This is a genomic window from Pseudomonas sp. GW821-FHT09E04 (assembly GCF_059416185.1).
The window spans coordinates 891,373-903,539 of record NZ_JBWKOR010000002.1 but is presented as its reverse complement, the minus strand read 5'-3'; the positions used below and the strand labels follow the sequence as shown (position 1 = coordinate 903,539).

General features: G+C 60.8%; 12 protein-coding genes. 8 read left to right on the top strand and 4 right to left on the bottom strand.

Annotated features, from left to right (window positions below; translation table 11 throughout):
* Positions 1 to 194 precede the first annotated feature (194 nt).
* Entirely contained in the window at positions 195 to 557 is a 363-nt protein-coding gene (locus AC07N4_RS10630) for a DUF6124 family protein (protein ID WP_273540228.1), read from the top strand.
* A 74-nt stretch (positions 558 to 631) separates the two neighbouring features.
* Here the strand turns inward: AC07N4_RS10630 and AC07N4_RS10625 are convergent, their stop codons facing one another.
* Complete coding sequence (locus AC07N4_RS10625; protein WP_096818907.1) at positions 632 to 1,348, bottom strand: SIMPL domain-containing protein; 717 nt, start codon at positions 1,346 to 1,348, stop codon at positions 632 to 634.
* 226 nt (positions 1,349 to 1,574) lie between these two features.
* Here AC07N4_RS10625 and AC07N4_RS10620 point away from each other — a divergent pair, with 226 nt between their 5' ends.
* The 4 genes from AC07N4_RS10620 (at position 1,575) to AC07N4_RS10605 (ending at position 6,066) form a co-directional block, all read left to right on the top strand.
* Entirely contained in the window at positions 1,575 to 2,837 is a 1,263-nt protein-coding gene (locus tag AC07N4_RS10620; protein ID WP_096818909.1) for an ATP-binding protein, read from the top strand.
* The gene (locus tag AC07N4_RS10615; RefSeq protein WP_003221630.1) at positions 2,830 to 3,390 is read left to right on the top strand and encodes a response regulator transcription factor; all 561 of its coding nucleotides are present in this window, start codon (positions 2,830 to 2,832) and stop codon (positions 3,388 to 3,390) included. The genes AC07N4_RS10620 and AC07N4_RS10615 overlap by 8 nt, the downstream gene beginning before the upstream one ends.
* 96 nt (positions 3,391 to 3,486) lie before the next feature.
* On the top strand, positions 3,487 to 5,214 hold the full coding sequence (locus AC07N4_RS10610; protein WP_273540226.1) for an ABC transporter ATP-binding protein/permease: 1,728 nt from the start codon (positions 3,487 to 3,489) through the stop codon (positions 5,212 to 5,214).
* A 105-nt stretch (positions 5,215 to 5,319) separates the two neighbouring features.
* Positions 5,320 to 6,066, top strand: a complete 747-nt coding sequence (locus AC07N4_RS10605) for a FadR/GntR family transcriptional regulator (protein WP_096818913.1) — start codon at positions 5,320 to 5,322, stop codon at positions 6,064 to 6,066.
* Positions 6,067 to 6,070: 4 nt separating this feature from the next.
* Here AC07N4_RS10605 and AC07N4_RS10600 read toward each other — a convergent pair whose 3' ends face one another.
* The 3 genes from AC07N4_RS10600 to AC07N4_RS10590 all read right to left on the bottom strand — a co-directional run bounded on the left by AC07N4_RS10600 (position 6,071) and on the right by AC07N4_RS10590 (position 8,049).
* Positions 6,071 to 6,445: a hypothetical protein gene (locus AC07N4_RS10600; protein ID WP_493065270.1), complete on the bottom strand. Its 375-nt coding sequence runs from the start codon at positions 6,443 to 6,445 to the stop codon at positions 6,071 to 6,073.
* A gap of 102 nt (positions 6,446 to 6,547) precedes the next feature.
* A complete protein-coding gene (locus AC07N4_RS10595) occupies positions 6,548 to 6,739 on the bottom strand; it encodes a hypothetical protein (protein ID WP_102619428.1) in 192 nt (63 codons plus the stop codon).
* Between the two features lie 11 nt (positions 6,740 to 6,750).
* The gene (locus tag AC07N4_RS10590) at positions 6,751 to 8,049 is read right to left on the bottom strand and encodes a phospholipase (protein WP_493065271.1); all 1,299 of its coding nucleotides are present in this window, start codon (positions 8,047 to 8,049) and stop codon (positions 6,751 to 6,753) included.
* Between the two features lie 236 nt (positions 8,050 to 8,285).
* Between AC07N4_RS10590 and kdgD the strand changes: the two genes are divergently transcribed.
* The 3 genes from kdgD to AC07N4_RS10575 all read left to right on the top strand — a co-directional run bounded on the left by kdgD (position 8,286) and on the right by AC07N4_RS10575 (position 12,161).
* Positions 8,286 to 9,197, top strand: coding sequence for a 5-dehydro-4-deoxyglucarate dehydratase (gene kdgD / locus AC07N4_RS10585; RefSeq protein ID WP_007953624.1), 912 nt, complete (start codon positions 8,286 to 8,288; stop codon positions 9,195 to 9,197).
* A gap of 61 nt (positions 9,198 to 9,258) precedes the next feature.
* Positions 9,259 to 10,698: an aldehyde dehydrogenase family protein gene (locus AC07N4_RS10580; protein WP_192559778.1), complete on the top strand. Its 1,440-nt coding sequence runs from the start codon at positions 9,259 to 9,261 to the stop codon at positions 10,696 to 10,698.
* A gap of 98 nt (positions 10,699 to 10,796) precedes the next feature.
* Entirely contained in the window at positions 10,797 to 12,161 is a 1,365-nt protein-coding gene (locus tag AC07N4_RS10575; protein WP_493065272.1) for an MFS transporter, read from the top strand.
* Positions 12,162 to 12,167: the final 6 nt, after the last annotated feature.

Here is a 12,167-nt window from a genome sequence, read left to right as displayed (position 1 = left end):
TTTGGATACTTGTGCGAGCCCCTTCATAATCGCCGCCAGCTTAGACTGTCAGCGATTCTCTATGGCGGCTGTGTGCGGGTGGACGAATGTCCTGCCGGGTGTCCATACCGGTGATCTCACCCCGTACATAGCTGCCACCTCTTCTTCGAGTGAGATCGGGAAAAAGTGGCTCCATAACCTGGAGAAATTGCTACATGGATAAGCTGATACCCGACCCACCCCTCGAAACACCCACGCCCCTCGAAGAAGCCATGCGTGCCGAAGACCTCGCTCGCAACCGCGAAGCCATCAAACGCGCCCTCGATTTCTATCTCTGCCCCAACCTTTCCAAACCACGCCCGCCGAGCACGATGTACATGGTCACTCCCAACGTCGATACCGAAAGCCTGCTGGCCAACGCCTGCGAATCCCTGGCGTCGGCCAGTACCATCGCCAGCAATTTCGCCAATGAGCTTTCGGGCCCGCAGCGCAGTACGGCGCTCGGTATCCAGCAGATCATCATGCTGGCCGAGCTCGCAGTGAACCGCGCGCTGGACCGGGTTGATCCGCAAACCTGATAACCCAAATCCCGGGCATAAAAAAACCGGCGATCATTTTCTGATCGCCGGTTTTTCATTCAGCCGTCATTCAATCACTGCATCAGCACTTCAATCGAGCCATCGGCCGTCAGGCTGACCTGGCTGGTGCCGGCTTCGACTTCAGGTGTGACCGGTGCTGCGTCCATACCGGCGGCTTTCATCATCATCGGGGCGCGCATGTACGGTTGTGGGAAGCCGTTGCTGTTGAGGTTCAGGTTGACGATTTTGTAGCCCTTGCCGCCCAGGGCGTCGGTCGCCAGTTGGGCGCGGGCCTTGAAGGCGGTGACGGCTTCTTTCAGCAGTTTGTCTTCGCTGGCCTTGCGGGTCGGGTCGGCGATGGCGAAGTCCATGCCGCCCATTTTCAGGTCGGTCAGCAACTCGCCGGTGAGTTTGGACAGGGCGGCGAAGTCGGCGCTTTCCAGACGCAGTTCGGCGCGCTCGCGCCAGCCGGTGATTTTCTGGCCCTTGGTGTCGTAGATCGGGTAGCTGTTGCGGCTGCCCTGGCGCAGGGTGATGTCTTTGACTTGCTTGGCCTGGGCCAGGGCCTTGTTCATGGTGGTGCTGACGTCGGCGGCGAGTTTGGCCGGGTCAGTGTTTTGCTCTTCGGTGTAGAGGGTCACGATCATCAGGTCGCGGGCCACTTCCTGGCTGACTTCGGCGCGCAGGGAAATCTGGTTGTAGTGCAGCTCATCGGCGGCCAGGGCCGGAAGGCTGGCGACGCTGCCGACGGTCAGGGCGAGAAGGGCGGCGCTGCGGCGAAATGTGTGCATGAAAGCTCCTTGATGAGGGCGCAGGTGATGGTTCGGGGGCCTGCGTGAAACCATCAGACTGTAGCTTTTATGATCCGGTTCGCCCAGTTACAACTTCTATACAGATGGGCCTTATAGCCGCCGCGAAGCTTTTTGCCATGTGGTCGTTTGCCGCACTTTCGCCTCTCAAGCCCGCGCCTTGGTTATACTCCGTGCGATCCGCCTGGAGCGCTCATCAGGAGAGCTCATGCTCGCCCCCGTACAACTGACTTCCGCCACTCGCCAGAACCTCTGGCGGCTGACTTTCATCCGCACCCTGGTGCTCGCCGCGCAGGCCGGTTCCGTGGGCCTGGCCTACTGGCTGGATTTGTTGCCGTTGCCGTGGGTGCAACTGGTGATGACCCTCGGCTGTTCGATTCTGCTCTGTGTGTTCACCGCCGTGCGCCTGCGCACCTCGTGGCCGGTTACCGAGCTCGAATACGCGCTGCAACTGGCCTGCGATCTGTTTATCCACAGTGCCTTGCTGTATTTCTCCGGTGGTTCGACCAACCCGTTCGTTTCGTATTATCTGGTGCCGCTGACCATTGCCGCGGTGACGCTGCCGTGGCGTTATTCGGTGGTGCTGTCCGGCATTGCGCTGGCCCTGTACACCCTGATGCTGACGCACTTTTATCCGCTGGAAACCCTGCCGGTGGCCCGGGAGAACCTGCAGATCTACGGCATGTGGCTGAGCTTCGCGCTGGCGGCAGCGGTGATCACCTTCTTCGCCGCGCGGATGGCCGAAGAGCTGCGCCGTCAGGAAGAATTGCGCGCGATCCGCCGCGAAGAAGGCTTGCGCGATCAGCAATTGCTGGCCGTGGCGACTCAGGCCGCCGGTGCCGCTCATGAACTGGGCACACCGCTTGCGACCATGAGCGTATTGCTTAACGAAATGCAGCAGGATCATCACGACCCGATGCTTCAGGAAGACCTGAAGGTGCTGAAGGATCAGGTGAAGCTCTGCAAGGAGACCCTGCAGCAACTGGTGCGCGCCGCCGAAGCCAATCGCCGGATGGCGGTGGAGATGCAGGACGTCACCGAATGGCTCGACGAGGCGCTCAACCGCTGGCACCTGATGCGTCCCGAGGCCAGTTACCGCTTCCAGCGCCTGGGCCAGGGCACGTTGCCGCGTGTAGCACCGCCGCCGGATCTGACCCAGGCCTTGTTGAATCTGCTGAACAACGCCGCCGATGCCTGCCCGGAAAACCTTCAGGTGACGCTGGACTGGACCGCTGAAGACCTGACCATCAGCATCCGCGATCATGGCGCCGGTGTGCCGCTGGCCATCGCCGAGCAGATCGGCAAACCGTTTTTTACCACCAAGGGCAAAGGTTTCGGCCTGGGCCTGTTTTTGAGCAAGGCCAGCGTGACACGCGCCGGCGGCTCAGTGAAACTCTATAGTCATGAGGAAGGCGGCACGCTCACCGAGCTGCGCCTGCCCCACGGCGCCCGAGGAGAGCAACATGAGTGACGAAATCCAAGTCGAAGGCGAAGAACTGCCGCATTTGCTGTTGGTCGATGACGACGCGACCTTCACCCGGGTGATGGCCCGCGCCATGGCTCGCCGTGGTTTCCGCGTCAGCACCGCCGGTTCCGCCGAGGAAGGCCTGACCATCGCCCAGGCCGATCTGCCGGACTATGCCGCGCTGGACCTGAAAATGGACGGCGACTCCGGTCTGGTCCTGCTGCCGAAGCTGCTGGAGCTGGACCCGGAAATGCGCGTGGTGATCCTCACCGGTTACTCGAGCATTGCCACGGCGGTCGAAGCGATCAAGCGCGGCGCCTGCAATTACCTGTGCAAACCGGCCGACGCCGACGACGTGCTGGCGGCGCTGCTGTCCGAGCACGCCGACCTCGACAGCCTGGTGCCGGAAAACCCGATGTCGGTGGATCGCCTGCAATGGGAACACATTCAGCGCGTGCTGACCGAGCACGAAGGCAACATCTCCGCCACTGCACGTGCTCTGGGCATGCACCGCCGCACCCTGCAGCGCAAACTGCAGAAGCGCCCGGTTCGTCGCTGAACCTGCGCTGAACGGCCATCGCCAGCCCTCGCGATAAAGCGCACCGATCAACTATGATCGGTGCGTGTCTGTTCTTTTCTTTATCGAGCCTTATCCATGAATCAGAACGCTGAATATTCCGCGGTCAACGATGCTGTGCGCGGGCAGTTTTTTCGCAAGGTGTGGGCCATGACCACGCCGTACTGGCGCAGTGAAGAGAAGGGCAAGGCCTGGACGTTGCTGATCGCCGTGATCGCGCTGTCGCTGTTCAGCGTCGGCATCTCGGTGTGGCTCAACAGTTGGTACAAGGATTTCTACAACGCCCTGCAAAAGAAGGACGAGGCGGCGTTCTGGCAGTTGATCCTGTATTTCTGCGGCATTGCGGCCGTGGCGATTCTCGGCGCGGTGTATCGCCAGTACCTGACGCAGATGCTGACCATCCGCTGGCGGGCGTGGCTCACCGAAAACCATTTCAAGCGCTGGCTCGGGCACAAGAACTACTACCAACTGGAGCAGGGCGGCTACACCGATAACCCTGACCAACGGATTTCCGAAGACCTGAATACCTTCACCAGCAACACCTTGAGCCTCGCATTGGGCTTGATCCGCACGGTGGTCAGCCTGGTGTCGTTCTCGATCATTCTGTGGGGAGTGTCGGGCAGCATTGAGGTGTTCGGCGTCGAGATTCCCGGTTACATGTTCTGGTGTGCACTGCTGTATGCGGCGGTCGGCAGTTGGCTGACGCACCTGATCGGTCGACGCCTGATCGGCCTGAACAACCAACAACAACGTTTCGAAGCCGACCTGCGTTTCTCGATGGTGCGGGTGCGCGAGAACGCCGAGAGCATTGCGCTGTACAACGGCGAGCCCAACGAAAATCGTCGTCTGAGCAGCCGCTTCGGTCTGGTCTGGCACAACTTCTGGGACATCATGCGGGTGTCCAAGCGCCTGACGTTCTTCACCTCGGGTTACGGCCAGATCGCAATCATCTTCCCCTTCATCGTCGCGGCACCGCGTTACCTGTCCGGCAAGATCGAACTGGGTGAGCTGATGCAGATCAACTCGGCATTCGGCAACGTGCAGGAGAACTTCAGCTGGTTCATCTCCGCGTACTCGGACCTCGCCGCATGGCGAGCGACTTGTGATCGTTTGTTGAGCTTCCGTCAGGCCATGAGCGACAACGAAGACCGGGCACCGGCCATCGATGTACAGAATCACGGTGATGAACTGAAAGTACACAACCTCGGTCTGGACCTGGCTGACGGTCGTCACCTGCTGACCAGCGCCGACATGACCGTGGAGGCGGGTGATCGAGTGATGCTCAGCGGCCGCTCCGGCAGCGGCAAGTCGACACTGCTGCGGGCGATGGGGCATTTGTGGCCGGCCGGCCACGGCAGCATCCGTTTGCCGGTATCGCGCTACCTGTTTCTGCCACAAAAACCGTATCTGCCGATCGGCACCCTGCGTGAAGCCTTGAGTTATCCACAACCGGGCGACACCTACTCGCCAGAGCGTTATGCACAAGTGCTGGAAACCTGCCGTCTGCCGCATCTGGTGGCACGACTGGACGAAGCCAATCACTGGCAGCGCATGCTCTCGCCGGGTGAACAGCAACGTCTGGCCTTTGCTCGTGCGCTGCTCTACGCACCGCACTGGCTGTACATGGACGAAGCGACGTCGGCGATGGACGAAGAAGACGAGGCCACGCTGTATCAGGCGCTGATCGATCAGTTGCCGGGCCTGAGCATCGTCAGCGTCGGCCATCGCAGCAGCCTCAAGCGCTTCCATCCACGGCATGTACGGATCGACAGCGGGCATCTGGTCGAGCAGACCGTCACGGCTTGATGTGTACTGAATCTGTGGGAGCCTGCTCCCACAGAGGACGGTGATCGTACAACTCCCTTGGGCTATGATGCCCCTCTAGCCGAATTTTCGAGATAAACGCAGACCATGGAAAACCCGATCGACACCCCGCGCCTCCCTCGCAAGCGCCGCAGCCTGGCACAGGAACTGGTGACGGTGCTGACCGAGCAGATCCGCGACGGTCTGCTCAAGCGTGGCGACAAGTTGCCCACCGAGTCGGCGATCATGGAAGCCAATGGTGTCAGCCGTACCGTGGTGCGCGAGGCGATTTCCCGACTGCAGGCTGCAGGGCAGGTCGAAACCCGTCACGGCATCGGCACCTTCGTGCTCGACACACCGAGCCCGAGCGGTTTTCGGATCGACCCGGCGACCGTGGTCACCCTGCGTGACGTGCTGGCGATTCTCGAATTCCGTATCAGCCTGGAGGTCGAATCGGCCGGTCTCGCCGCACAACGTCGCAGCACCGAACAACTGGCCGCCATGCGTGCCGCCCTCGATGCATTGAACGAAAGCGTGGCCCATGCCAGCGATGCAGTGGCGTCGGACTTCCAGTTCCACCTGCAAATCGCGCTGTCCACCGGCAACCGCTATTTCACCGACATCATGACCCACCTGGGCACCAGCATCATTCCGCGCACGCGGCTGAACTCCGCGCGCCTGGCCCATGACGACCAGCAGCACTACATGAATCGCCTGAGCCGCGAGCACGAGGAAATCTACGAGGCCATCGCCCGCCAGGATTCCGATGCCGCCCGCGCGGCCATGCGCCTGCACCTGACCAACAGCCGCGAACGGCTGCGTCAGGCGCATGAAGAGGCGCAGGCGCAGGGTTGAGGAATCAGGCTTCGACGTAGAGCTTCAGCGGCTCCGAACACGGTTCCAGGCTGGACTCATCGGCAAACTTGTAACGCAGTTCGACGGTGCTGTTCAGGTACTTTTCCAGCTCGAATCTTGGGATGCTCAGTTCGATCCCGGTCAGGCCGACCATGTCGTCGAGTGCGTCATCCCAGACGCCGGTCGGCTCCGACAGACCCAGCCATTCAGGCTCTTCTGGATCATCACCGAGGATCGGGTACACATCCCAGTTCGGCGGTGTGTCCTGTCCATCGGGGACGCGGATGATCAGGTCGTCATCCAGGGCAGACAGGCGCAGGATGATCGAGTCGCTGGCGTGATCGGGAAATTGCGGAAGGTGTGCAGCGGCAAACGTCATGCTTCGTTCTCCTTGAAAGATCTGCCGCGATCCTTCGCGGCAGTCGTCGCACTTTACCCGGCGAATCGGTGAGGCGCGCCGGGGCAATCTTGTCCGGGCATTTCAGCTCTGGGGCAGAATCGAACGATCCACCCTGACCGCCAGTTTTCCCGGGGCGGGCCGGACGTCGAATGTCGCCTGGCCCTGGGCATCCACCGACGCCCGGGCGATGGCGACGCCGTCGCGCAGCAATTGCAGCGGCGCACCTTTCAACGATTGGCCGGAAGCCAGTTCCACTTTCAATTTGATCGTCATCGAATCGCTCCTTAATTCGTGTTGCCGGTTGGGTGATAGTCCTTGAGCAGCAGGTAAGTGCTCCAGCCCCACCAGTCGTCGATGGTGGCGGTGTCGTTGAGGTTGTTCACGTCCTTGCGCCGCAGGACTTTGTTGCCCTGAAGGCGGAACAGTGGCGAGAAATTGTTCGTCAGACTCATCACGAAAGTCAGGTCCGGCAACCGTTGCAGCGCGTTGAAGGTGGTCGGCACATTGCCGCTGGAATAGGCGGCATACACTTCGTCCGCCGAATCCTGCACCGCTTGATTCACCTGATTGCGATTGTCGGTGTCGGCGGCTTCGAAGTAGCGCTTGTCGCCGAACGCCCGCCATTGCTCGCCCCGGGCGTTGCGTACCTTGAGGCCGAATTTGCTGTCTTCGTCGTGCATGAACCGGGTGATCAGAGAGTCCAGATCGCTCGGCGTCACTGCGGCGGCCATGGCCTTGCGGGGCACTCGCAAATGCCCGGAGGAGAACAGGTCGGTGAGATAGTGATCGGCGAACGCGTTCATCGCGTAGGCCCGTTCCAGTTGCAGCTCGTCCTGACTGGCGTGGGCGGCAGCGGCAGTTTGCAGGGCTGCGGTGTGCCCGGCGATGTAAGCCTGACGGGCCCATTCGCCGAAGTGGTCGGCATTGTTCGCCGCCAGTTTCAGGTAGCGACCGAGCGGGAACAGCGCCGAGACGAAACTGCCGCCGCCGGTGATTTTGTTCCACTCTTCCGACAACGTATCTCCCAGTGCGTCGTAGGCTTCGTGGGGTGGTTTGCCGTCCTTGATCGCCTGTTTAACGGCGTCGATCTCTTTTTGCATGATCGCGAGAATCTGTGGCGCTTCGGCCTTGGAAGCCGGCACGGCGGCGAGGGTGTCGAAAGCTGCCGTGAAGCGCAGCAGACGATCCGCCGGGGTGGCGCCTTCGTTGATCGGCCGGTCGACGACTCCGTAGAAATCACCGCCCAGCGCCAGCACCTGGCCATAGGTGAGCGCCAGTCCGTTCGGCAGATGCAAGGGCACGTTTTGCGCGAGCACCGGCTCGGCGTTTTCAACGAAGCGCAGCAGGGTGTTGTCGCCGATCGCCGTGTGTTCCGCGCCTTCGAAGCGCAGCGGCGGTTTGCCTTTCATGGCTTTGCCGGGCAGGGCGAGGGCGGGTTCGACATCGCTGTGCGAGTCGGCAATGTGCAGCAGCAGATGCGGATTTTCAGCACTGAAGGCGATGCCGTTGGGGGTAAAAAGATCATCGAAACGGGCGATGAGCGGTGTGGGTTTTTCAAGGCATTTTGGTTGTAGACCGGACATTTCTTTCTCCTTGATATGTCGTCGGCAGGTTCTTATATAGCTGTATGTATATACAGTTAATTGGAGCCTAGTCGAGAAAACGCCTACGTCAAAAAGAAATCTTGTCCGACAAAAAATGCCCTCCAGCGATGAAATGCAGTTGACGGTTATCTTTTAAGTTGTACGATGACCTACAACTTCGGCGAAGGCTGAACGGTCCACTCACAAAAAAACGTTGCTACCAGGGTGTTCGAATAATGAATCCACAAGAACTGAAGTCCATCCTCTCCGCCGGCCTGCTGTCGTTCCCGGTTACCGATTTCAATGCCCAAGGCGATTTCAACCGCGCGGGCTATATCAAACGCCTGGAATGGCTGGCCCCGTACGGTGCTTCGGCCCTGTTCGCCGCCGGTGGTACCGGTGAATTCTTCTCCCTGGCTGCCAGCGAATACTCGGAAATCATCAAGACTGCCGTCGACACCTGCGCCAGCAGCGTGCCGATCCTCGCCGGTGTCGGTGGTTCGACCCGCCAGGCCATCGAATACGCTCAGGAAGCCGAACGTCTGGGCGCCAAAGGTCTGTTGTTGCTGCCGCATTACCTGACCGAAGCCAGCCAGGACGGCGTTGCCGCCCATGTTGAAGCGGTGTGCAAATCGGTGAACATCGGTGTGGTGGTTTACAACCGCAACGTCTGCCGCCTGACCGCGCCGCTGCTGGAACGTCTGGCCGAGCGCTGCCCGAACCTGATCGGTTACAAGGACGGTCTGGGTGATATCGAGCTGATGGTGTCGATCCGTCGTCGCCTCGGCGATCGCTTCAGCTACCTCGGTGGTCTGCCGACCGCTGAAGTCTACGCCGCTGCCTACAAGGCCCTGGGCGTGCCGGTCTACTCGTCAGCGGTGTTCAACTTCATCCCGAAAACCGCGATGGATTTCTACCACGCGATTGCCCGCGAAGATCACGCCACCGTCGGCAAAATCATCGACGACTTCTTCCTGCCGTACCTGGACATCCGCAACCGCAAGGCTGGTTACGCCGTGAGCATCGTCAAGGCAGGCGCCAAGATCGCCGGCTATGACGCAGGCCCGGTGCGGGCGCCGCTGACCGACCTGACCCGCGAAGAGTACGAAATGCTCGCCGCGCTGATCGACAAGCAAGGTGCGCAGTAACCCAACCCTCTAATCAAGGCCGCTGAGCAATCAGCGGCCTTTTGCGTCAGGAGAATGATTCGTGACCAAGCGCTATGACAACTACATCAACGGTGAGTGGATCGCCGGCAACGATTACTCGGTCAACATCAACCCGTCCGAGCTGAGCGACACCATCGGCGATTACGCCAAGGCCGATCTGGCTCAGGTCAACGCCGCCATCGACGCCGCTCGCGCTGCGTTCCCGGCGTGGTCGACCTCAGGCATTCAGGCTCGCCACGACTCGCTGGACAAGGTCGGTACTGAAATCCTCGCCCGTCGCGAAGAGCTCGGTACCCTGCTGGCCCGGGAAGAGGGCAAGACCCTGCCGGAAGCCATTGGCGAAGTGACTCGCGCCGGCAACATCTTCAAGTTCTTCGCCGGTGAATGCCTGCGTCTGTCTGGCGATTACGTGCCGTCGGTGCGCCCGGGCGTCAACGTCGAAGTCACCCGCGAAGCCCTCGGCGTGGTCGGCCTGATCACCCCGTGGAATTTCCCGATTGCCATCCCGTCGTGGAAAATCGCCCCGGCCCTGGCCTACGGCAACTGCGTGGTGTTGAAACCGGCGGATCTGGTGCCGGGTTGCGCCTGGGCCCTGGCCGAAATCATCTCCCGCGCAGGCTTCCCGGCCGGCGTGTTCAACCTGGTGATGGGCAGCGGACGCGTAGTGGGTGAAGCGCTGGTCAACAGCCCGAAAGTCGACGGCATCAGCTTCACCGGTTCCGTCGGTGTGGGACGTCAGATCGCGGTCAATTGCGTGTCGCGCCAGGCCAAGGTTCAGCTGGAGATGGGCGGCAAGAACCCGCAGATCATTCTCGACGACGCCGACCTCAAGCAGGCTGTCGAGTTGTCGGTGCAGAGCGCGTTCTACTCCACCGGCCAGCGTTGCACGGCGTCTAGCCGCTTGATTGTCACTGCCGGGATTCACGACAAGTTCGTTGAAGCCATGGCCGAGCGCATGAAGTCGATCAAGGTCGGTCACGCGTTGAAGGCCGGCACCGACATTGGTCCGGTGGTCTCCCAGGCGCAGCTTGAGCAGGACCTGAAATACATCGACATCGGCCAGTCCGAAGGCGCGCGCGTGGTCAGCGGTGGCGGTCTGGTGACCTGTGACACCGAGGGCTACTTCCTCGCGCCGACCCTATTTGCCGATAGCGAAGCGTCGATGCGCATCAGCCGCGAAGAAATCTTCGGCCCGGTGGCCAACATCGTCCGCGTCGCCGACTACGACGCCGCGCTGGCCATGGCCAACGACACCGAGTTCGGTCTGTCGGCGGGTATCGCCACCACGTCGCTGAAGTACGCCAACCACTTCAAGCGTCATTCCCAGGCCGGGATGGTGATGGTCAACCTGCCGACCGCCGGTGTCGATTACCACGTTCCGTTCGGGGGCCGTAAGGGTTCATCCTATGGCTCACGTGAGCAAGGCCGCTATGCGCAAGAGTTCTACACCGTGGTGAAAACCGCCTACATCGGTTCGTAAGTCGCTGCACCCGCGCAGGGTTATTGCCAAGGCCCTGCGCGGCACAAGACCAAAGAATGTTTTACCCGCATAAAAATAATCAGTGGGAGTACATCTACATGCAATCGTCCAAGCCGACTCACGTCCGCTATTTGATTCTGCTCATGCTGTTCCTGGTGACCACGATCAACTACGCCGACCGCGCCACCATCGCGATCGCCGGTTCCAGTTTGCAAAAAGACCTCGGCATCGACGCGGTCACCCTCGGCTACATCTTCTCTGCATTCGGTTGGGCCTACGTGGCCGGGCAAATTCCCGGTGGCTGGCTGCTCGATCGCTTCGGCTCGAAAAAAGTCTATGCCCTGAGCATCTTCACCTGGTCGCTGTTCACCGTGCTGCAAGGCTTCGTCGGTGAGTTCGGCATGTCCACGGCCATCGTCGCGCTGTTCATGCTGCGCTTTCTGGTCGGTCTGGCCGAGGCGCCTTCGTTCCCCGGCAACGCGCGCATCGTCGCGGCCTGGTTCCCGACTGCCGAACGCGGCACCGCTTCGGCAATTTTCAATTCGGCGCAATACTTCGCCACCGTGCTGTTCGCTCCGCTGATGGGCTGGATCGTCTACACCTTCGGCTGGGAGCACGTATTCATCGTCATGGGCCTGTTCGGCATCGTGTTCTCGCTGATCTGGCTGAAGGTTATCCACAGCCCGCGCCAGCACCCGATGGCCAACGAAGCGGAAGTGAAGTTCATTGCCGACAACGGCGGCATGGTCGACATGGACCAGAAGCAAGGCAAAAAGGCTGACGGCCCGAAATGGGACTACATCCGTCAGTTGCTGACCAACCGCATGATGCTTGGTGTTTACCTGGGCCAGTACTGCATCAACGGCATCACCTATTTCTTCCTGACCTGGTTCCCGGTGTACCTGGTACAGGAACGCGGCATGACTATTCTGAAGGCCGGTTTCATCGCTTCGTTGCCGGCGATCTGCGGCTTTATCGGCGGCGTCCTTGGCGGGGTGATTTCCGATTACCTGCTGCGCAAGGGCCATTCGCTGACCTTCGCTCGCAAGGCGCCGATCATCGCCGGCCTGCTGGTCTCCAGCAGCATCGTCGCGTGCAACTATGTTGAAGTGGAATGGATGGTGGTCGGTTTCATGGCCCTGGCCTTCTTCGGCAAAGGCGTGGGCGCGCTGGGCTGGGCGGTGGTCTCCGACACCTCGCCGAAACAGATCGCTGGTCTGAGCGGTGGCCTGTTCAACACCTTCGGCAACATCGCGTCGATCACCACGCCGATCGTCATCGGCTACATCATCAGCTCCACCGGTTCGTTCAAATGGGCGCTGGTGTTCGTTGGCGCCAACGCACTGGTGGCGGTGTTCAGCTACCTGGTGATCGTCGGCCCGATCAAACGTGTCGTATTGAAAGAGCCGCCAACCAACGGTGGTTCCGAAGCGGCCGGTAAATTGTCTCAAGCGCATTCCTGAGGAGCG